General features: G+C 55.6%; 18 protein-coding genes. 10 read left to right on the top strand and 8 right to left on the bottom strand.

The window, feature by feature from the left end:
* Positions 1–451 precede the first annotated feature (451 nt).
* The 4 genes from ansA to yajD all read left to right on the top strand — a co-directional run bounded on the left by ansA (position 452) and on the right by yajD (position 4,037).
* On the top strand, positions 452–1,468 hold the full coding sequence (ansA, locus tag HCK03_RS16015; protein WP_115193075.1) for an asparaginase: 1,017 nt from the start codon (positions 452–454) through the stop codon (positions 1,466–1,468).
* A 10-nt stretch (positions 1,469–1,478) separates the two neighbouring features.
* A complete protein-coding gene (gene pncA / locus HCK03_RS16020; RefSeq protein ID WP_041147587.1) occupies positions 1,479–2,120 on the top strand; it encodes a bifunctional nicotinamidase/pyrazinamidase in 642 nt (213 codons plus the stop codon).
* Between the two features lie 169 nt (positions 2,121–2,289).
* Entirely contained in the window at positions 2,290–3,543 is a 1,254-nt protein-coding gene (locus HCK03_RS16025) for a chitinase ChiD (protein ID WP_167691888.1), read from the top strand.
* 149 nt (positions 3,544–3,692) lie between these two features.
* Entirely contained in the window at positions 3,693–4,037 is a 345-nt protein-coding gene (gene yajD / locus HCK03_RS16030) for an HNH nuclease YajD (RefSeq protein WP_041145110.1), read from the top strand.
* 71 nt (positions 4,038–4,108) lie between these two features.
* On the opposite strand, the gene HCK03_RS16035 is transcribed toward yajD, so the two are convergent.
* Positions 4,109–4,384, bottom strand: a complete 276-nt coding sequence (locus HCK03_RS16035) for a YeaC family protein (protein WP_041145109.1) — start codon at positions 4,382–4,384, stop codon at positions 4,109–4,111.
* Positions 4,385–4,428: 44 nt separating this feature from the next.
* On the bottom strand, positions 4,429–4,842 hold the full coding sequence (msrB, locus tag HCK03_RS16040) for a peptide-methionine (R)-S-oxide reductase MsrB (RefSeq protein ID WP_041145108.1): 414 nt from the start codon (positions 4,840–4,842) through the stop codon (positions 4,429–4,431).
* Positions 4,843–5,181: 339 nt separating this feature from the next.
* Between msrB and gapA the strand changes: the two genes are divergently transcribed.
* Positions 5,182–6,177, top strand: a complete 996-nt coding sequence (gene gapA, locus HCK03_RS16045; protein WP_041145107.1) for a glyceraldehyde-3-phosphate dehydrogenase — start codon at positions 5,182–5,184, stop codon at positions 6,175–6,177.
* 87 nt (positions 6,178–6,264) lie between these two features.
* Entirely contained in the window at positions 6,265–7,149 is an 885-nt protein-coding gene (locus HCK03_RS16050) for a D-hexose-6-phosphate mutarotase (protein ID WP_167691889.1), read from the top strand.
* Positions 7,150–7,241: 92 nt separating this feature from the next.
* Here the strand turns inward: HCK03_RS16050 and HCK03_RS16055 are convergent, their stop codons facing one another.
* The 3 genes from HCK03_RS16055 to HCK03_RS16065 form a co-directional block, all read right to left on the bottom strand.
* Positions 7,242–8,699 (bottom strand): DASS family sodium-coupled anion symporter, encoded by a 1,458-nt coding sequence (locus HCK03_RS16055; RefSeq protein ID WP_041145105.1) that lies wholly within the window; start codon positions 8,697–8,699, stop codon positions 7,242–7,244.
* Positions 8,700–8,797: 98 nt separating this feature from the next.
* A complete protein-coding gene (locus HCK03_RS16060; RefSeq protein WP_167691890.1) occupies positions 8,798–9,652 on the bottom strand; it encodes an aldo/keto reductase in 855 nt (284 codons plus the stop codon).
* Positions 9,653–9,743: 91 nt separating this feature from the next.
* Positions 9,744–10,490, bottom strand: a complete 747-nt coding sequence (locus HCK03_RS16065) for a MipA/OmpV family protein (protein WP_041145103.1) — start codon at positions 10,488–10,490, stop codon at positions 9,744–9,746.
* 429 nt (positions 10,491–10,919) lie between these two features.
* Between HCK03_RS16065 and yeaG the strand changes: the two genes are divergently transcribed.
* Both yeaG and HCK03_RS16075 read left to right on the top strand, forming a co-directional pair.
* Positions 10,920–12,854, top strand: a complete 1,935-nt coding sequence (gene yeaG / locus HCK03_RS16070) for a protein kinase YeaG (RefSeq protein WP_041145102.1) — start codon at positions 10,920–10,922, stop codon at positions 12,852–12,854.
* A gap of 155 nt (positions 12,855–13,009) precedes the next feature.
* A complete protein-coding gene (locus HCK03_RS16075) occupies positions 13,010–14,290 on the top strand; it encodes a YeaH/YhbH family protein (RefSeq protein WP_041145101.1) in 1,281 nt (426 codons plus the stop codon).
* Between the two features lie 211 nt (positions 14,291–14,501).
* Here HCK03_RS16075 and HCK03_RS16080 read toward each other — a convergent pair whose 3' ends face one another.
* Together HCK03_RS16080 and HCK03_RS16085 are read right to left on the bottom strand one after the other, a co-directional pair.
* Positions 14,502–14,804 carry a putative quinol monooxygenase gene (locus HCK03_RS16080; RefSeq protein WP_167691891.1) on the bottom strand — a complete coding sequence of 101 codons (303 nt, stop codon included), beginning with the start codon at positions 14,802–14,804 and terminating at the stop codon, positions 14,502–14,504.
* Between the two features lie 263 nt (positions 14,805–15,067).
* Positions 15,068–15,379, bottom strand: a complete 312-nt coding sequence (locus tag HCK03_RS16085) for a hypothetical protein (protein ID WP_041145099.1) — start codon at positions 15,377–15,379, stop codon at positions 15,068–15,070.
* Between the two features lie 345 nt (positions 15,380–15,724).
* Here HCK03_RS16085 and HCK03_RS16090 point away from each other — a divergent pair, with 345 nt between their 5' ends.
* Complete coding sequence (locus HCK03_RS16090; RefSeq protein WP_167691892.1) at positions 15,725–17,257, top strand: EAL domain-containing protein; 1,533 nt, start codon at positions 15,725–15,727, stop codon at positions 17,255–17,257.
* Between the two features lie 318 nt (positions 17,258–17,575).
* Positions 17,576–19,348: a sensor domain-containing phosphodiesterase gene (locus tag HCK03_RS16095; RefSeq protein ID WP_167691893.1), complete on the top strand. Its 1,773-nt coding sequence runs from the start codon at positions 17,576–17,578 to the stop codon at positions 19,346–19,348.
* A gap of 160 nt (positions 19,349–19,508) precedes the next feature.
* Here the strand turns inward: HCK03_RS16095 and ampC are convergent, their stop codons facing one another.
* Entirely contained in the window at positions 19,509–20,666 is a 1,158-nt protein-coding gene (gene ampC, locus HCK03_RS16100; protein ID WP_041145096.1) for a class C beta-lactamase, read from the bottom strand.
* Positions 20,667–20,771: the final 105 nt, after the last annotated feature.

Raw genomic sequence — 20,771 nt, forward strand, 5'->3', positions numbered from 1 at the left:
GCGCATCTCTCCCTTTGCCATAACGGGTATACCCTAAATAATTCGAGTTGCAGAAAGGCGGCAAGTGAGCGAATCCCCGGGAGCATAAGCCACTATGTGACCAGGTAAACTCATTCAACCAGCGCATCTCCCCCTTTGCCATAACGGATATACCCTAAATAATTCGAGTTGCAGAAAGGCGGCAAGTGAGCGAATCCCCGGGAGCATAGGCCACTATGTGACTGGGGTGAGCAAGCGCCGCCAACGCATCTGCAGCTCGAAGTATGACGGGTATAGGCTGGGGTGAGCACACGCCGCCAACGCATCTGCAGCTCGAAGTATGACGGGTATAGGCTGGGGTGAGCACACGCCGCCAACGCGCCTGCAGCTCGAAGTATGACGGGTATAGACGCTGTATTTTTTTCGCGACCACTTTATACTGCGCCTGTCTACGTACAACCTAAGCGATGTTATGCAAAAGAAATCGATTTACGTTGCCTACACCGGTGGGACCATCGGTATGCAGCGCTCCGAACACGGCTATATCCCCGTTTCCGGCCACCTGCAGCGTCAGCTCGCGCTGATGCCTGAGTTCCACCGTCCGGAGATGCCGGACTTTACCATTCACGAATATGCCCCGCTGATGGATTCGTCCGATATGACGCCGGAGGACTGGCAGCATATCGCGGAAGACATCCGCGCCCACTATGATGAGTACGATGGCTTCGTGATCCTCCACGGCACCGACACCATGGCGTTTACCGCCTCGGCGCTGTCGTTCATGCTGGAGAATCTGGGCAAACCGGTAATTGTGACAGGGTCACAAATCCCGCTGGCCGAGCTGCGCTCCGACGGGCAGATCAATCTGCTGAACGCGCTGTACGTTGCCGCGAACTATCCGATTAACGAAGTGGCGCTGTTTTTCAACAACTGCCTCTATCGCGGCAACCGCACCACCAAAGCCCATGCCGACGGCTTCAACGCCTTTGCTTCACCTAACCTGGCGCCGCTGCTGGAGGCCGGGATCCACATTCGCCGCCTCGGGACGCCGCCGGCACCGCACGGCGTGGGCGAGCTGATCGTGCACCCGATTACGCCGCAGCCGATAGGCGTGGTGACGATTTACCCGGGGATCTCCGCCGACGTGGTGCGCAACTTCCTCCGTCAGCCGGTGAAGGCGCTGATCCTGCGCTCTTACGGCGTCGGTAACGCCCCGCAGAACGGCGAGTTTATTCAGGTTCTGACCGAAGCCAGCCAGCGCGGGATTGTGGTCATTAACCTGACGCAGTGTATGTCCGGCAAGGTCAACATGGGGGGCTATGCCACCGGCAACGCCCTCGCCCAGGCGGGCGTGATCGGCGGTTTCGATATGACCGTCGAGGCGACGCTGACCAAGCTGCACTACCTGCTGAGCCAGAATCTGGACGTTGAGACCATTCGCCGCCTGATGCAGGAAAACCTGCGCGGCGAGCTGACTCCCGATGAGTAAGGAGCTGATGATGACCAATCGAGCACTGCTGCTGGTTGATTTACAAAATGATTTTTGCGCGGGCGGCGCGCTCGCCGTGCCGCAGGGCGATAGCACCGTTGATGTCGCCAACCGGCTGATCGACTGGAGCCTGGCGCGCGGCGAAATCGTGGTCGCCAGCCAGGACTGGCATCCGGCAAACCACGGCAGCTTCGCCAGCCAGCACCAGGCCGAGCCCTACTCGCAGGGTGAGCTCGACGGGCTGGCGCAGACCTTCTGGCCGGATCACTGCGTGCAGCACAGCGCCGGCGCAGAGCTGCATCCGCTCCTTAAGCAGCAGGATATCGCCGCCGTGTTCCACAAGGGCGAAAACCCGGCGATTGATAGCTATAGCGCCTTTTTCGACAACGGCCATCGCCACAAAACTCAGCTTGACGACTGGCTGCGCGCGCGCGGGATCGCCGAGCTTATCGTGCTGGGTCTGGCGACCGACTACTGCGTCCAGTTTACGGTGCTCGATGCGCTCAACCTCGGATATCGCGTTAACGTGATTACTGACGGCTGTCGCGGCGTCAATATCCAGCCGCAGGACAGCGCCCACGCCTTTATGGCCATGGCCGCCGCCGGCGCGACGCTCTATACCCTCAGCGACTGGCTGGAAACCCAGGCCTGACCCCTTGCCCGAAGCCGCCGCTTCGGGCCACTCCCTTGCGCTTCCTCTGCGCGATTCATTGAGCTAACTCGCAGATTCAACAGGCTATTGCTGATAGTGTGGGCGGGCTATTTTTTCGCCACGCCATTCCGTGGCGTGTTTGCTTTTTTAATGTCAAAGAGGATCGTCCATGAAACTTTTGCCTTTGCTGGCAGCATTACCCCTGCTTTGCGCTTCTGCGGTCTCAGCTCAAACCCTGATGTCCGTCGGCTACTTTAACGGCGGCGGCGACGTGACCGCCGGTCCGGGCGGCGACATCGATAAGCTGGACGTGCGCCAGATCACCCACCTCAACTACTCCTTTGGCCTGGTCTACAACGACGAAAAGGATGAAACCAATGCGGCGTTAAAAGACCCTGCCCGCCTGCATCAGATTTGGCTGTCGCCAAAAGTGCAGGCTGATTTACGCAAAATCCCCGCCCTGCGCCAGCAGAACCCGGAGCTGAAGGTTCTGCTCTCCGTTGGCGGCTGGGGGGCGCGCGGCTTTTCCGGCGCGGCGGCCAGCGAGGAGAGCCGCGCGACGTTTATCCGCTCGGCGCAGGAGATCGTCGCGCAGTATGGCCTCGACGGTATCGACCTCGACTGGGAGTATCCGGTCAACGGCGCGTGGGGACTGGTCGCCAGCCAGCCTGCCGATCGCGATAACTTCACCGCCCTGCTGAAGGAGCTGCGTGGCGCATTTGGCCATAAAAAGCTGGTGACCATCGCCGTGGGTGCCAACGCCGAAAGCCCTAAAAGCTGGGTCGATGTCAAAGCTATCGCCCCGCTGCTGGATTACATCAACCTGATGACCTACGACATGGCCTACGGCACCCAGTACTTCAACTCGAATCTGTACGATTCAACGCGCTGGCCGACGGTGGCGCCAGCGGATAAGTACAGCGCCGATTTTGTGGTTAATAACTATCTTGCCGCCGGTTTAAAGCCGAGCCAGATGAACCTCGGCATCGGTTTCTATGGCCGGGTGCCAAAACGGGCGGTTGAGCCGGGCATCGACTGGAGCAAACCCGATGCGCAGAAAAATCCCGTCACCCAGCCGTACTTCGGCAGCGAGCAGATCGCGCTGTTCAAATCTCTGGGCTTCGATCTGAGCAAAGATACCTACGTGAAGTACAACGATATCGTCGCGAAGCTGCTTAACGATCCGCACAAGCGCTTTAGCGAGCACTGGGATGACCAGGCGAAAGTGCCGTGGCTGTCGGTGCAGTCGGCGGACGGCAAGGCGCTGTTTGCGCTCTCCTATGAAAACCCGCGCTCCGTGGCCCTCAAGGCCGACTATATCAAGAGTAAGGGGCTGGCAGGGGCGATGTTCTGGGAGTACGGCGCCGACGAGCAAAATCAGCTGGCTAAACAGCTGGCAGAGTCGTTAGGCATTAAGCACTAGCCTGCGGACCGTTACGGCCCCGCAGCGCGGGACTCGGCGCTCTGGAGGAGATGAGGTGTGTCGCGTCCTGGGATAGGTTATGATTGTTGCAATCGGCTGCGCCAGGCTTTGGCGCAGCTTTTCATTTGCTACAGGAGGCATGGGGCTTTATGGCTTTTATCCCCAAAAACTACGCCCGTCTGGAAGTCGGTTATCGCGAAAAGGCGCTAAAACTCTTCCCGTGGGTCTGCGGACGCTGTTCCCGTGAATTTGTCTATTCGAACCTGCGTGAGCTGACCGTGCACCATATCGATCACGATCACGGCAACAACCCGGAAGATGGCAGTAACTGGGAGATGCTGTGCCTGTACTGTCACGACCACGAGCATTCCAAGTACACGGAAGCCGATCAGTATGGTTCAACGGTGGTGGCGGGCGAAGACGCGCAGAAGAGCGTCGGTGAGGCGAAATATAACCCGTTTGCCGATCTTAAAGCGATGATGAACAAGAAGTAACCGGTTCGTAAAGCTTCAGCGCCCGGCGGCGAAACCCGCCGGGCCTGCGTAAGCATCCCCGCGCCAGCCGCTCAGGATTTAAACGTCGCAATAGGTTCTGGCGTAATGCCGAACTCCACCTTCAGCTGCTGCTTGCTCTTCATCACCATCTGCCCGTTGGTATCAATCGTCATATGCTGGGCCTGGACGTTGTGTCGCGCCTGCCACAGCATCACCAGCTGCAGGCTGTTCTCTTTCTGCTCCGGGGTTAGCGCCACCCCATCCGGCCATTTTCCCAGCTCCACCGCCGTGGCCAGACGCTGATAAACTTCCGGGGTCATACTGTCGATAATTTGCTCGATATCCATCGTCCGCTCAACTCCGCATTGGAATAATTTGCTGAATCGTTTCTCTAACCCTTGATCTGCTCGCCGTTATCATCGTCGTTGAAGCTTAACGACGCCGAATTTACGCAAAAACGCTCGCCGGTCGGCTGCGGACCATCCGGGAAGACGTGCCCAAGGTGAGCATCGCATTTGCCGCAGCGAATTTCCGTGCGCTGCATACCGTGGGAGTAATCATTCAGGTAGCGAATAGCCTCATCGCTCACCGGCTCAAAAAAGCTCGGCCAGCCGCATCCTGAATCGTACTTGGTTTGCGAGTGAAACAGCGCCGCGTCGCACACCAGGCAGTGGTAGACGCCGTCTCGCTTGTTGTGGAGCAGTCGGCCGGTGAACGGCGGCTCGGTGCCGTGATTCTGCGTCACGTAAAACTGCATCTCGCTCAACTCTTTTTTGAGCTCGTCCGAGGAGGGTTTATTCGACATGTGCATGCTTCTCGCTGTGAAAGGACAACTTTAACCGCTCGATTCTAACAAAACATTAACAATGAAGCGTGGACTTTTGTTCTAAACTTATTCGATGCCGATGGGCAGCTAGATAATTGTGATGCAAATCACATTTTTATCTTTAACGACCTTTAAAATTCCGCGCGCAGTCCCCATATGGAATTGGGCTCAAAGGGAGAGTGAGGCAAATCGATCGCGCAAAGGTGTGCTCAGGATTGATTTGTCGCAATGATTGACACGATTCCGCTTGACGCTGCGTAAGGTTTTTGTAATTTTACAGGCAACCTTTTATTCACTAACAAATAGCTGGTGGAATATATGACTATCAAAGTAGGTATCAACGGTTTTGGCCGTATCGGTCGCATTGTTTTCCGTGCTGCTCAAGAACGTTCTGACATCGAGATCGTTGCAATCAACGACCTGTTAGACGCTGACTACATGGCTTACATGCTGAAGTATGACTCCACTCACGGCCGTTTCAACGGTACCGTTGAAGTGAAAGACGGTCATCTGGTCGTTAACGGTAAAAAAATCCGTGTTACCGCTGAACGCGATCCGGCTAACCTGAAGTGGGACGAAGTAGGCGTTGACGTCGTTGCTGAAGCAACTGGTCTGTTCCTGACTGACGAAACCGCTCGTAAACACATCACTGCTGGCGCGAAAAAAGTCGTTCTGACTGGCCCGTCCAAAGACAACACTCCGATGTTTGTTAAAGGCGCTAACTTTGACAAATACGAAGGCCAGGACATCGTTTCTAACGCATCCTGCACCACTAACTGCCTGGCACCGCTGGCTAAAGTTATCAACGACAACTTCGGCATCGTCGAAGCGCTGATGACCACCGTTCACGCGACCACCGCAACTCAGAAAACCGTTGATGGCCCGTCTCACAAAGACTGGCGCGGCGGCCGCGGCGCATCCCAGAACATCATCCCGTCCTCTACCGGTGCTGCTAAAGCAGTTGGTAAAGTACTGCCAGAACTGAATGGCAAACTGACCGGTATGGCGTTCCGCGTTCCTACTCCGAACGTATCCGTTGTTGACCTGACCGTTCGTCTGGAAAAAGCTGCTTCTTATGAAGAAATTAAGAAAGCAATCAAAGCTGCTTCCGAAGGCGCAATGAAAGGCGTTCTGGGCTACACCGAAGACGACGTTGTATCTACCGATTTCAACGGCGAAGTTTGCACTTCCGTGTTCGATGCTAAAGCGGGTATCGCACTGAACGACAACTTCGTGAAACTGGTTTCCTGGTACGACAACGAAACTGGTTACTCCAACAAAGTTCTGGACCTGATCGCTCACATCTCCAAATAAGTTGAGATGAGAACCTGATCCAAAAAGGCGACTTCGGTCGCCTTTTTTTATGGCTTAACTCAGTACCTGCACACCAAGGATTGCACCATGATTAACAAAATATTTGCTCTCCCGGTTATTGAACAAGTTACCCCTACCCTCTCCCGCCGCCAGCTTGACGATCTCGAGCTGATTGTCGTTGACCATCCGCTGGTCAAAGCCTCCGTCGCCTACCAGGGCGCGCACCTGCTCTCCTGGAAACCAGCCGGAGAAGAAGAGGTGCTGTGGCTGAGCGGGAACACGCCGTTTAAAACCGGCGTCGCGCTGCGCGGCGGCGTGCCTGTCTGCTGGCCGTGGTTTGGTCCGTCGGCACAGCAGGGCCTTCCCTCCCACGGTTTCGCCCGCAATCTGCCGTGGACGCTGAAGGGCCATGATGAAGATGAAAGCGGCGTGATGCTGACCTTCGAACTGAAAAGCAGCGATAAGACCCGTCAGTACTGGCCGCACGAATTTACGCTGTACGCGCGCTTCAAGCTGGGTAAAACCTGCGAAATCGAACTGGAAGCGCACGGCGAATTTGAAACCACCTCCGCCCTGCACAGCTACTTCAACGTTGGGGATATCGCGGCGGTGAAGGTCAGCGGCCTCGGCGATCGCTATATCGATAAGGTGAACAACGCCCAGGAAGGCGTGCTGAGCAACGGCGAAGAGACCTTCCCGGATCGCACCGACCGCGTCTATCTCAACGCGGATGCCTGCAGCGTTATCCACGACGGCGCGCTGAACCGCAGCATTGACGTTGTCCATCATCATCACCACAACGTGGTGGGCTGGAACCCAGGCCCGGCGCTGTCCATGAGCATGGGCGATATGCCGGACGACGGCTACAAAACCTTCGTTTGCGTCGAAACCTGCTGCGTTACCGAGCCGCAGAAAGCCAGCGAAGAGAAGCCGTCTCGCCTGGCGCAGACTATTCGCGTCACGCGGCGCTAAAACCGCAGCGCTTCCTGAGCCACAGACGCAGGATCAAAAACAGGGCGTAATGGCCCTGTTTTTTTACGCATGACGCCGCAGGCGCTGCCGCGTTACCAGAACCCCACCAGCTTCATCCACGCGCCTCCCAGCACCAGCCAGATGAGAATAGACGCCACCGACACCACGAAACTGACGCCCCACCACTGACCCGCGGTGTTATAGCCGGAGCCAAACAGAGCAGGCCCAGGGCCGCCAGAGTACTGCGTCAGGCCCATCGACAGGTTAGAGGTATAGCCCAGCACCAGGGCGGCGAACAGCGGCGGGACGCCGACGGAAACGGCAACGGCCAGAAACGCCAGATACATCGCGGAAATATGCGCCATCGCCGACGCGAAGAAGTAGCGGGTATAGAAATAGACCAGCACCAGCAGTAAAAACACCGTTATCCATGCAAAGTGGCCGACGTAGCCGACAATTCGCTCAGATATCCAGCTAATCATGCCGTATTTATTGAGCGCGTTGGCCATCATCACCAGCACGGCAAACCAGAACATCGTATCCCAGGCCGTTTTTTCTTCGATGATATTTTTCCACGACATAATATTGCTGACCAGCAGCACCATCAGCCCAATAAACGCGGAAAGGGTGGCGGGAATGGCAAAGAAAATGTCGCCCACCGTCCAGAGCAGGATCAGCAGGACAAAATCAAGCGCGAGGATTTTTTCCGCCAGCGACATCGGCCCCATCTTGCGCAGCTCTTCTCTGGCGATCGCCGGGATTTCCGGCGTTTTCTTCAGCTGCGGCGGATAAATAGCGTACAGCACCAGCGGCAGCAGGATCAGCGAGGCGATCCCCGGCACGATCGCGCCGACAAACCAGGTCGTCCAGGTGATTTCAATGCCCTGGCTTCTCGCCAGTTCGGCGATCAGCGGGTTACCCGCCATCGCCGTTAAAAACATCGTACAGACGATGGCGTCAATCTGAGAAACGCAGAGCATTAAAAAGGCGCCGGCTTTTCTGGCCGTCGGGCCGGGCTCCGACTGGTAGGCGGTGGCAATGGACTGCGTGATCGGATACATAATGCCGCCGCCCCTCGCCGATGCCGAGGGAATACCCGGCCCGAGGACCACGTCAGAAAGTGCCAGACCATAGGCGACGCCCAGCATGCTTGAGCCGCATTTGGAAATAAACCACAGCGCCACCCGCTTGCCCAGCCCGGTCTTAATCACCGCCCGGGAGATAAACATCGCGATACCAATCAACCAGATCGTACCGTTGGCAAAGCCGGACAGCGCCGCGACTTTGTCGCTCTTGCCCGGCGAGAGAGGCGTTACCCCTAAAAATGCGGAGACGATCAGCGCGATCATCGTCACCGCCCCCATCGGCATTACCTTCAGGATGATGGCAAAGATCGTTGCGGTAAAAATAGCAAACATTTGCCATGCGTGAATGGCTAACCCATCGGGGGGAGGGATAAACCAGATAAGTGCGCCGAACAGGATTGTCAGGGCGGCTTTCCAGAGGGGAAAAGCCAGCTTCACGTCCAGGGGTTTGTTAGGTTCAGTCATGTGATTCTCCTTTTTCTTTTATCTTTAGGAGGAGAAGCACGGCTGAGCATTGATATCCATCAACGAATCACGTAGATACCGTTACAAAATCAGCACCCTTACACCATATCTAAGGGCGTTTTGCGCCCCGGCGCCGGAAAGGCCTGTTCCATCACCGCGATATCGTTCTCATCGAGCACCAACTCAAGCGCGGCAGCGTTCTCTTTGACGTGGGCAATGCTCCCGGCTTTTGGGATCGCCATCACCCCTTCGTGGCTGATGATCCACGCCAGCAGGAGCTGCGCGACCGTGACGCCCTTTTCCCGCGCCAGGCCGTTGAGAGCGGGATGATTCATGAGACCGTCGCGCAGGCGACCGGCCTGAGCCAGCGGGCTGTAGGCCATCACCGGCAGCTGCTGCTGCTGACACCACGGCAGCAGATCGTATTCAATGCCGCGCGATGCCAGATGGTACAGCACCTGGTTGGTCGCACAGCGTCTGCCGCCGGGCACCTGCCACAGCGCCTGCATATCGTCGGTATCGAAGTTGGAGACGCCCCAGCGGCGAATTTTGCCCTGGGCAACCAGCGCCTCCATCGCCTCGACGGTTTCGGCCAGCGGGAACTCCCCCGGCCAGTGCAGCAGATAGAGATCGAGATAATCACTCTTCAGGCGACGCAGGCTGGCTTCACAGGCCTCGCGCATTTTGTGCCCGCCGGCGTGCCAGGGATAGACTTTGGACACCAGCGTCACGCGGTCGCGCAGGCCGTGAATCGCCTTGCCCACCACCTCTTCCGCCCCGCCGTCAGCGTACATTTCGGCGGTATCGATAACCGTCAGCCCGAGCTCAACGCCCGCTCGCAGTGCAGCCGCTTCCTGCGCACGATGCGCGCTGCTTTGCCCCATATACCAGGTTCCCTGCCCGATGGCGGGAACCGCCTGCTGGTCGCCGAAACGGCGCATTTTTACGCTCATCGCTACCTCCTGTCACTATTGCACCACCGTAATGCAAAACAGGGCATTACGCCCTGTTTTGATGCACAGATATCTCTATAAAGATGCACTATCAGAAAGTGTAGGTGATCCCGGTAGAAATCAGGCCGCTCCAGGATTTGTCCACCATCGGGCTGTCGGTGATTTCGTCGGACAGACGGGTGTAGCGCGCCACGCCGTACACGCTCCAGTCGCCGAGGAAGCGATAGTTTGCCGACAGTTCGAGATACGGGTTCCAGCTGCTATCCGGGTCGTAGCTGCGCAGGCCGCTGCGCTCGGATTCGCGCTTCGAGACGCCGTAGTAGTATTCGTTCTGGTTGTCGCTGCTCCACTCCATACCGATACCCGGCGTTAAGGTCAGGTTGCCGTTGGTATAGCGATAGAGCCAGGCCATGTCCCAGGTAATGCCGTTGCTTTTGTCCAGCGTGTCGCCGGCCAGCACCGTACGCAGGAAGCCATACTGGGTATTGTGCACATAGGAGAGCCCGGCCATCATCGTCGTTTTACGCCGATCCAGCTTACGCATCTGCTCGCTGTCGCTGTCGCCGGGCTTAAAGTACATCGGCGACCAGTAGGCGGTAACCGACAGCTTATCGGTCTCGTCATTCCATAAATAGTAACCGCCGCCTAAGCCGCGGAACCAAAAGTTATCGCTTTCGTAGCTGATAGCCGGCACCGGGTAAACGTCAACGTCATATTGCTTATACGGGCTTTCGACGATACCCACGCCGGCCCCCAGCGTTAACTTCCCGTCGGCGTGCGCTGCCGAGACACAAGCCAAAAGACACACGCCTGGTGCCAGAGATTTGATCTTCTTCACAATCCATATTCCCGTTTGTCAAATAATCCGCGCAGGCAGTTTAACGTCGTAGGCCTCATGCCTCAAATTCTTTACCCGTCATTACAAAAAATGACTCACTCACTCGTCAATACGCGAGCCCATACCTGCGGCTTCATGACAACAGGATGAAGGTCCCCGGCAAGACGTGCGAAATAGCGGCCCTTTTTGGGATGAGTTATTGATATGTCATTGAAATTGATTTTTCGCTGCATGCAAGTTTTCTAAATGCATCTACGCTTTAATTTAGAAGGCGTCATTGCAGGGCGCGTTATCTTAATCTCGTCGACAACCTGGCATAAGGGTTGCTGGAGAATCAGTAGACGTCGCGCTCTGCTTACCTCTTCCGGGAGCACCCACTATTCATATGAACGCTCTCAACTTGTGCTAAATACGAAAGGACGGCATGCCATGAATATATTCGATCACTATCGCCAGCGTTATGAAGCTGCCAAGGACGAAGAGTTCACACTGCAGGAGTTTCTTACCATCTGCCGGCAAGATCGCAGTGCTTATGCCAACGCGGCAGAAAGGCTACTGATGGCCATTGGTGAACCCGCAATGGTCGATACGGCCCTGGAGCCAAGGCTGTCCCGTCTCTTTTCAAACCGGGTTGTCGCACGCTATCCGGCATTTGAAGAGTTTTACGGCATGGAAGATGCCATTGAGCAGATCGTTTCTTACCTGAAGCATGCCGCACAAGGTCTGGAAGAGAAGAAACAGATTCTGTATCTGCTGGGGCCGGTGGGCGGCGGTAAATCATCCCTTGCCGAGCGTCTGAAATCATTAATGCAGCGCGTACCCGTTTACGTGCTGAGCGCCAACGGCGAGCGCAGCCCGGTGAACGACCACCCGCTGTGCCTGTTTAATCCGCAGGAAGATGCGCAGATCCTCGATAAGGAATATGGCGTACCGACCCGCTATCTCGGCACCATTATGTCGCCGTGGGCGGCCAAGCGCCTGCATGAGTTTGGCGGCGATATCACCAAATTCCGCGTCATCAAGGTGTGGCCGTCGATTCTGGAGCAGGTTGCCATCGCCAAAACCGAACCCGGCGATGAGAACAACCAGGATATCTCGGCCCTGGTCGGTAAGGTTGATATTCGCAAGCTCGAGCACTACGCGCAGAACGATCCGGATGCCTACGGCTACTCCGGCGCCCTGTGCCGCGCCAACCAGGGGATTATGGAATTCGTCGAGATGTTCAAAGCGCCGATTAAGGTGCTGCATCCGCTGCTGACCGCGACCCAGGAAGGCAACTATAACGGCACAGAAGGGATCTCCGCCCTGCCGTTTAACGGGATTATCCTCGCGCACTCGAACGAATCTGAGTGGGTGACCTTCCGTAATAACAAAAACAATGAGGCCTTCCTCGACCGCGTCTATATCGTCAAGGTGCCTTATTGCCTGCGCATTTCCGAAGAGATGCGTATCTATGAAAAACTGCTCAACAACAGCGAACTGACCCACGCGCCTTGCGCCCCAGGCACTCTTGAAACGCTGTCGCGCTTCTCGATTCTGTCGCGCCTGAAAGAGCCGGAAAACTCGAGCATTTACTCTAAAATGCGCGTCTACGACGGTGAGAGCCTGAAAGATACCGACCCGAAAGCGAAATCCTACCAGGAGTATCGCGACTATGCCGGCGTCGATGAAGGCATGAACGGTCTCTCCACCCGCTTCGCCTTTAAAATACTGTCGCGGGTATTTAACTTCGATCACGCCGAGGTTGCCGCTAACCCGGTGCATCTGTTCTACGTCCTCGAGCAGCAAATCGAACGCGAGCAGTTCCCGCAGGAGCAGTCGGAGCGCTACCTCGAGTTCCTCAAAGGCTACCTGATCCCGAAATACGCCGAGTTTATCGGCAAAGAGATCCAGACCGCCTATCTCGAATCCTACTCCGAATACGGGCAGAACATTTTTGACCGTTATGTCACCTATGCGGATTTCTGGATTCAGGATCAGGAGTACCGCGATCCGGATACCGGCCAGCTGTTTGACCGTGAATCGCTGAACGCGGAGCTGGAAAAAATTGAAAAACCGGCGGGGATCAGCAACCCGAAAGACTTCCGTAACGAGATAGTCAACTTCGTGCTGCGCGCCAGAGCAAATAACAGCGGACGCAACCCGAACTGGACCAGCTACGAAAAACTGCGCACGGTTATTGAGAAGAAAATGTTCTCCAATACCGAAGAGCTGCTGCCGGTTATTTCGTTCAACGCCAAAACCTCTACCGACGAGCAGAAAAAGCACGACGACTTCGTCGACCGGATGATGGAGAAAGGCTACACCCGTAAGCAGGTACGTCTGCTGTGCGAATGGTATTTGCGGGTACGTAAATCGTCCTGACGTTCGGCAAGCCCGCTCGCAGCGGGGTAAGAGAGACCAGCAATTCGAGTTGCAGGGAGCTCCGGACGTTTACTCAGGTAAGCGTCCGGGGTAAGCAACGCAAATGCGGCTTGAAGTATGACGTGTATGGTTGGCAAATGCAGTACGGGGGGCATATGACCTGGTTTATAGACCGGCGCCTGAACGGAAAGAATAAAAGTGCGGTGAATCGCCAGCGCTTTTTGCGTCGCTACAAGGCGCAGATAAAACAGTCGATCTCTGAGGCTATCAACAAGCGCTCGGTGACCGATATTGAGAGCGGAGAATCCGTCTCTATTCCGACGGATGATATCAACGAACCGATGTTTCATCAGGGTCGCGGCGGCCTGCGCAATCGCGTGCATCCCGGCAACGACCATTTTGTGCAAAACGACCGTATTGAACGCCCGCAGGGCGGCGGAGGCGGCGGCGGTAGCGGCCAGGGGCAAGCCAGCGCCGACGGCGAAGGCGAAGATGGGTTTGTCTTTCAGATATCCAAAGACGAGTATCTCGACCTGCTGTTTGAGGATCTCGCGCTGCCGAATCTGAAGAAAAACCAGCAGCGGCAGCTGACCGAGTTCAAGACGCACCGGGCGGGCTTTACCGCTAACGGCGTCCCGGCGAACATCAGCGTGGTGCGTTCGCTGCAAAACTCGCTGGCGCGACGTACCGCCATGACCGCCGGCAAGCGCCGCGAACTGCGCGCGCTGGAAGCGGATCTGGACGTCATTAGCAAAAGCGAGCCTGCGCAGCTGCTGGAAGAGGAGCGGCTGCGCCAGGAGATAGCCGAGCTGCGGGCGAAGATTGACCGCGTGCCGTTTATCGATACCTTCGATCTGCGCTATAAGAATTACGAAAAACGGCCCGAGCCCTCCAGCCAGGCGGTGATGTTCTGCCTTATGGACGTTTCCGGCTCGATGGATCAGGTCACCAAAGATATGGCCAAACGTTTTTACATCCTGCTGTATCTGTTCCTCAGCCGGACCTATAAAAACGTCGAGGTGGTCTATATCCGCCACCATACCCAGGCAAAAGAGGTGGATGAACACGAGTTTTTCTATTCGCAGGAAACCGGCGGCACTATCGTCTCCAGCGCGCTGAAGCTGATGGATGAAGTGGTTAAAGCGCGCTACGACCCGTCGCAGTGGAATATCTACGCCGCGCAGGCGTCGGACGGCGATAACTGGGCGGACGACTCGCCGCTGTGTCACGAGCTGCTGGCGAAGAACATCCTGCCGGTGGTGCGCTACTACAGCTACATTGAGATAACCCGCCGCGCCCACCAGACGCTATGGCGTGAATATGAACATCTGCAGACGACCTTTGAAAACTTCGCCATGCAGCATATACGCGACCAGGAAGATATCTACCCGGTGTTCCGCGAGCTGTTCCATAAGCAGGGCACTACCACCAGCTAACCCTAAAAAATCAGCCAGTTAATGCTATTTTCTGGCTGATTTTCTCACCACCGCCGTAGTGCTATTCTCCCCTTGCCGCAGCACTTTTTCCCGTTTCACCATGCCCCTGCGCCTAAAGCCGCCTCGGGCCATCCGTCGCCGGGAAGGCTAGTACGAGCGCCACAGCGGGTCGCCTGAGCAATTATAGAGCTGATGAATAGCGACGGAGGCTTTACTCGCCCGTCGTGTTCACCTGATCGTTCATCAGGATATATCGGGCCTCTTCCCGCTTGTGCCGATCGATCAACGGGACCAGCCGTCTGAAATGCTCGCTGGCACAGTGGGCATCGAGGGCCGCATGGTCTGGCCACTCCTCGATAAAAATGAAATGTCCGGGGTCCTTTTCATCAGTATAGAGATCGTAGGCGATGCACAGCGGCTCCAGCCTGGTTGCCGCGACCAGCTCCCGGTATAACGGCAGAACGGTTGCAACGCATTCGAGCTTGATAAAATCTTCGGCAATGACTTTTAGCATAGGGTCCTCTCAGTGAAAACGGATACGCAATCGTCCCGGGGATGACCGGGACCTCGGCCGCACCGGGCCCGTTCGCGCCGACGTCCGTCATTTTTTGCTGGCAGCAGCATAGCGTTTGCTCTCGGGAAGTGCACGACGGCACGTCCTTCCCGGCAGAAAGTCAGCCGCCCCGAAAGCCCCAATCAGGCCTTTAGCACTGCGCAGCGATGACCAATGTGAAAGCAAATCCGGGCAACCGGCAGACGGGTGCCACGGAGATCAAGTCAAAGCGGTGAAACAGCTTCGACAACGTGCTGGAAAACGTAAGGATCGGAAAGGAGCTCAAATTCTTCGTCGTCCGGGTAAGTCACTGCTACGTGATAGTTTTCTCCCGCGAATTCCTTTACCGAATGCAGATCCTGCCAGTAGGTTGCCAGAAAGAAATGCTCCCGGTCTCCCTGGGTTTCCCGGCGTACGAACGCCCCCCGGTTTCCGCGTATGCTCCTTGAATGCTCCACGCCGGTCCTCTCAAGGTGCTTCGCAAAACCTTCCGCATGTTTAAGCGGAACACAGCCGTGCCAGGTCCTGACAATCATCAATTCTTCCTCGTGTGATGCTAAAGATATAACCATACCCCTGGAAAGCACCTTATGGTTTTTCCCGGAAGCGTCGCTGCGTAGTTCGAAAAAATTCAGGGTGCCAGCACAGGCTTCTTCACGGCTGTCGCTCCCCTTTTCGCTCACCGCGGACCCGCAAGCAAGGCCATCGCCCGCTTCAAGCCTGGAGCTTAACCTCTCAGAATAAGTACTGGTTTCCTATGATATATTTCACTGTTAATGATGGTTAATTTAAATTTTATCAACCATGCTTTTTATAATGATAAAACCAGACACTTCTGATGCCCCAGAGAAGTCGGCTTCGAACTTACCCAGGATATATAAATGCGCAACACGCTTATTCCCATTGTCGTAGCTGTGGCAATGTTTATATTGGGTGTTTTTATTCTGAATACACAATTCTGGTATACCGAGCGCGCAGACAGACTTGCTGGCGCAGAGCATGCGGTAAAGAATATGAATGTGATTCTTAATGAAGCCAGGCTTGCCACCCGGACGGCAATGAGTATTGTCGAAAAAGGCTGTGGCCCGGAAGAGCAATATCGGCTCGGCAGCGAAGCATCACTGCAGCCCCATCTCAGAACGATCATTATTCTCCGCCAGGGCGTGGTCTGGTGTTCATCCCTGCCGGGGAATCGCGTGCTACTTGTTAACGTTTCCGCATGGCCGAATTCACCTTTGTTCCTCATACCTGCCAGCGGCACCGTAAACGGTCTGCCTGTTCTTTTAATTCAGACAGAATTTGCTGACAGCCGTATCATCGTCACCGTGAGCGACAAGCATATCAGGGATGCCCTGGACATCCCGCTAAAAGGCGCCGGGTACGCACTGAAGGTAGGAAATACTCTCTTAGGTATCTCGGGTGACGTCACCAAGGCAAATGAAGCGCAGCATCATCTTCTACACCTTGCGGCTACAGAATATCCCTTCAGCATTCAATACGACCCCACTGCATTTTTCAGTCTGCAAAATCTGCTGAATATGCTCAGCCGGGCCGGAGGTGTATTACTGTTTTTACTGCTGATGTCCTGCCTTGCCGCTTATATTCTGAAGAAGTATCTGACTAAAAATACGTCCCCTGAAGAAGAGCTCCACCGGGCAATTGACGAGGGTGAAATCGTCCCTTTTTATCAGCCCATCGTCAATGGCAAAGACGGCACGCTGCGTGGTGTGGAAGTGCTGGCCAGATGGCGGCATCCGCTAGAAGGCGATATTTCACCGGCGTCATTTATTCCTGTAGCGGAAAAATCAGGCTTGATCGTGCCGTTAACGCAAAGCCTGATGGCTCAGGTTGCGTCTGATATGAACACCATCGCCAGTAAATTGCCGGAAGGCTTCCACGTTGGGCTTAACTACAGCGCTTCCCATATCGCTGCACCGACATTCCCTGAAGAGTGTCTGAAATATAAGGACAGTTTCAGCCGGCGCGATTTGAACCTGGTCATTGAGTTGACGGAGCGTGAGCCTCTGGAGATCAATGAAACACTTGTCCAGACTTTTAAGAAACTGCATGCAAATGGTTTTGCCATTGCGCTTGATGATTTTGGCACCGGCTACTCGGGGCTTTCCTACCTGCAGGACCTTCATATCGATTACATCAAAATTGATCAAAGTTTTGTCGGCAGGGTAAATGAGCATGAGGACTCGACGCTTATACTGGATTCCGTACTTGACCTGGCACATAAACTCTCGATAAGCATCGTTGCTGAAGGTGTGGAAACGCAGGAGCAGCTCGACTATCTCATGCGCAAAAAAATCACATTTATGCAGGGGTACTATTTCTTCAGGCCCGTCCCTTTCGCTGAATTAGTCACTATTTTGTTATCCAAACCGAAAGTACGGGTGCAGGTTGAGTGACAGGATCGGCCCGACATTCTGGCCGACGAGATAAACAATCGTTAACGCCCCCCTCTCGCTGTAAGCCCGACAGCAGCCTGCTTCGCGCCATCTGTCACGGATGTTGTCCGATCGGGTGCTGGCCACCGCCGTGCGGTAGGCCGTACCAAAAACGTCAGGAGGACGTTACTTTTCGCAGACAATCAATGGCAAACATTCTAATGTGTATGGGGCCAGACGGGCGATGGTACCCGTGTTGACACCTATAGTGAGTAAAGAGACCTACGCGACCATCAGGTTTGGATGACCAAAAAATAGACTGCAGCGGGGAGCGTTACTATGTTGACTAATCTCAGCAGTGATGACAGGAAAAGACGCGCGGCGATTGACCTGTTGAAAAATCCTGACGAAGGCCGGGACGACGCGTTAAAAAAATACACGCATCTGGTCTGCCAGCTGCTGAAAATGCCGATGAGCTTTGTGTCGGTTCTCGATGATGAAAAGCAATACATCAAATCCGCTCAAAATATCACCATCACGGAAACCAGCCTGGGCGAGGCATTTTGCGTACAGACCGTGAAACAGGGCGAAACGTTAATTTGTCATGATACACATCAGCACCCGGCCTTTCGTCGCTATCAGGCGGTCAGAGAAGCGCCATTCATTCGCTTTTATGCCGGATGCCCACTGAAAACCCAGGACGGGATACCCGTGGGCACCCTGTGCGTCTTAGATACTCAACCCAGAGTGCTTTCGGACGAGCAGATCGGTATTTTAGAGACGTTCGCCCAGCTGATAGCAGATTTCTTAGCGTCCTGGCACGCTGTCGGCTTCATCGATGTTGTCACGCTGTTACCCAATCGACAGCGACTTCTGAAGGACATCGACGTTTCGGCGGTGAGCACCTTCAGGCTCGTCATCATTGACTGTATTGATATGCCATTTGCCTACGAGATGGCCCGCTCATTGGGGATGATTGCCGTAGAAAATCTACTTCGTGATATGGCCGTAGAGCTGCAGGCTCGGCTGCCGTTGGAGGGGAAACTTTACGCCGTGGCGGTCGGACGATTTGCCTTTTGCACCCATACGCAAAAGACTCTGTCACTGGAAAATATCGCCTTAAGTCTTCAGGGAACCCAGGCCAGGCTCAACCCGGAAGTCCCCCTGGATTTGGATATCCACATGGGTGACTCCGGACTTTGTGATAACACCCTGACGCCGAATGAAATTCTGCGTCGTGCGATCAGCGCACTGCATGAGGCGATAAGCCAGAAACACCGTTTTAGTACCTATGATGACGCTCTCGATACCCGCAAGAAGAGTGACTTCAGCCTTCTGACCGAACTCAGGCAAACGCTGCAGGAAAACCAGGGGTTATATCTCGTTTATCAGCCGAAAATCTCGCTGTTGACGGGGCGTGTGACCGGTGCTGAAGCACTGCTAAGATGGCAGCATCCTAAAAACGGCGAAGTGCTGCCGGGAAAATTTATTCCTCTGGTCGAAAAGACCGGCCTGATGCGTGAACTCACGGCATGGGTAATCGATCACACTATCGCGCAGCTGAGTGCCTGGCGACGCCGGGGGCTTTCGCTTCCCGTGTCAATAAACCTGGCCGCCAGTGATTTTTCGCGACCCGATTTCGCTGAGCAGCTTGAACAGAAATTGCGGGATGCGCATCTGGATCCATCCCTGCTGGGGGTCGAGTGTCTGGAGACAGAGAAGATGCTTGAAAGTCCGGCCGCCCTTAACGGACTGGAGATGCTCAAACAACGCGGTTTTAAAATATCGCTGGATGACTTTGGTTCCGGATACAGCAACATTAACTACCTGCGGCAAATTCCAATGGACATCATCAAGCTCGACCGCTCTATTGTGAATAAAATTGACCGCGACAAAGCCAGCCTAATTATTGCGCGCAACGTTATCAGGCTGCTCAAGCAACTGGATTATGTCGTCCTGGCCGAAGGCGTCGAGGATGGCAAAACGGCTGAGATTTTAAAAGACCTGGGCTGCGATGAAGTTCAGGGATATTTTTATGCCAGGCCGATGGCATCTGTTGCCTTTGAAGCCTGGTACCAAGCCAGAAACGAAGCGCGGGAAAATAAGCCCTGAAGCGAACGCATTATCAGGGTAAAGGCGAAGGCTCTGCCGCTGCACGGGACGGGGTAAACCCCGCCCGGGCATATTAACCCGCGCCCCGTTACCGCTGGCGTTTAAGCGGCCCACCGAAATACCGCGGCGCCCGAAGAGCCTATCTTGCGGGCGTACGGATTTACTGCAAAGCGTTGAGGATGGTATATCCGGCGGTGATGCGCGCCGGGTTCGGGTAGCTCTTATTCGCTAACATAACAATCCCCAGCTGCAGCTGCGGGATAAACGCCACATAGGCGCCGAATCCCCCGGTAGAGCCGGTTTTATGTACCCATGAGGCGGCGACCGCCGGGACCGGCGGTTCTATCGCCGCTGCCGGATGCGGGGCCAGCGCCACCGCGTTATCGCCACCTTTCGCTATCGCCGCGCCATTGACCGGCCAGTTGAGCATCTCCCAGCCCAGCCCCTGATACATATCGCCAATCCGCCAGTAGCGCGCCTGCGCCATCTCGAGGCCTTTTCTGAGCGTGGGGCTGCCGGCCTCCCGGGGGGCCATATTGGCCTGTAGCCAGGCGGCCATATCCGTAATCGTTGATTTCACCCCGTAGGATTCGGCATCCAGCATACCGGGTGAAACGTGCACCGGCTGGCCGCTGCGATAGCCCCAGGCATAGTTTTTCTCTTCCGCAGCCGGAATGTTAATCCACGTATGGTTGAGCTTCAGCGGCCGCAGGACCCGCTGGCTCATGGCGTCTTCAAAACCGAGCCCGGAAGGCTTCACTGCCAGCATGCCGAACAGACCGATGCTGCTGTTGGCATAAACGCGCATGCTGCCCGGCGCCCACTGCGGCTGCCAGCGCCGGTAGAAATCGAGCAGCGAGGCCCTGTCCGTAACGTTATCCGGCACCTGTAGCGGCAGCCCGCCTGCGGTATAGGTTGCCAGATCCAGCAGCGTTATCCCCTGCCACCGCTTGCCGTTAAGTTCCGGCCAGTAGCGGCTGGCGTTGTCGCTGAGCTTGATTTCGCCGCGGGCCACGGCGTCTGCGCCCAGTACGCCGGTGAAAGTTTTGCTCACTGAGCCAAGTTCAAACAGCGTGTCCGTCGTGACCGGGCGGCCGCTGCCGACGTCCGCTTTGCCCCAGGTAAAATAGTACCGCTGGCCCTGATAAATAACCGCCACCGCCATGCCAGGGATCGCCTGCTCTTTGAGCAGAGGCTCGATGGTTTGGGTGACCACCTGAGAAATCTGCTGCTCGGTGAGCGTCTTCGGCGCAGCAAGACTTGCCGCGGTGAGCGAAAGCGCGGACAGTGCCAGAACGCCGTTCAACATTTTGTGCATGGGTAAAACCTTCCATAGAGTGAGAGAGAGTTCAGGGCCTGAAAACGCGCTAAGTCTGTGGGCTTTGACTCGCTCTGACAAACGATTAAACTTAGCATCTGCCTG

Source organism: Klebsiella terrigena (genome assembly GCF_012029655.1).
Classification (GTDB): domain Bacteria; phylum Pseudomonadota; class Gammaproteobacteria; order Enterobacterales; family Enterobacteriaceae; genus Klebsiella; species Klebsiella terrigena.

Coding starts and splice junctions, on each gene's coding strand:
- ansA (WP_115193075.1), top strand. CDS start 452: ATGCAAAAGAAATCGATTTACGTTGCCTACACCGGTGGGACCATCGGT.
- pncA (WP_041147587.1), top strand. CDS start 1,479: ATGACCAATCGAGCACTGCTGCTGGTTGATTTACAAAATGATTTTTGC.
- HCK03_RS16025 (WP_167691888.1), top strand. CDS start 2,290: ATGAAACTTTTGCCTTTGCTGGCAGCATTACCCCTGCTTTGCGCTTCT.
- yajD (WP_041145110.1), top strand. CDS start 3,693: ATGGCTTTTATCCCCAAAAACTACGCCCGTCTGGAAGTCGGTTATCGC.
- HCK03_RS16035 (WP_041145109.1), bottom strand. CDS start 4,384: ATGGATATCGAGCAAATTATCGACAGTATGACCCCGGAAGTTTATCAG.
- msrB (WP_041145108.1), bottom strand. CDS start 4,842: ATGTCGAATAAACCCTCCTCGGACGAGCTCAAAAAAGAGTTGAGCGAG.
- gapA (WP_041145107.1), top strand. CDS start 5,182: ATGACTATCAAAGTAGGTATCAACGGTTTTGGCCGTATCGGTCGCATT.
- HCK03_RS16050 (WP_167691889.1), top strand. CDS start 6,265: ATGATTAACAAAATATTTGCTCTCCCGGTTATTGAACAAGTTACCCCT.
- HCK03_RS16055 (WP_041145105.1), bottom strand. CDS start 8,699: ATGACTGAACCTAACAAACCCCTGGACGTGAAGCTGGCTTTTCCCCTC.
- HCK03_RS16060 (WP_167691890.1), bottom strand. CDS start 9,652: ATGAGCGTAAAAATGCGCCGTTTCGGCGACCAGCAGGCGGTTCCCGCC.
- yeaG (WP_041145102.1), top strand. CDS start 10,920: ATGAATATATTCGATCACTATCGCCAGCGTTATGAAGCTGCCAAGGAC.
- HCK03_RS16075 (WP_041145101.1), top strand. CDS start 13,010: ATGACCTGGTTTATAGACCGGCGCCTGAACGGAAAGAATAAAAGTGCG.
- HCK03_RS16080 (WP_167691891.1), bottom strand. CDS start 14,804: ATGCTAAAAGTCATTGCCGAAGATTTTATCAAGCTCGAATGCGTTGCA.
- HCK03_RS16085 (WP_041145099.1), bottom strand. CDS start 15,379: ATGATTGTCAGGACCTGGCACGGCTGTGTTCCGCTTAAACATGCGGAA.
- HCK03_RS16090 (WP_167691892.1), top strand. CDS start 15,725: ATGCGCAACACGCTTATTCCCATTGTCGTAGCTGTGGCAATGTTTATA.
- HCK03_RS16095 (WP_167691893.1), top strand. CDS start 17,576: ATGTTGACTAATCTCAGCAGTGATGACAGGAAAAGACGCGCGGCGATT.
- ampC (WP_041145096.1), bottom strand. CDS start 20,666: ATGCACAAAATGTTGAACGGCGTTCTGGCACTGTCCGCGCTTTCGCTC.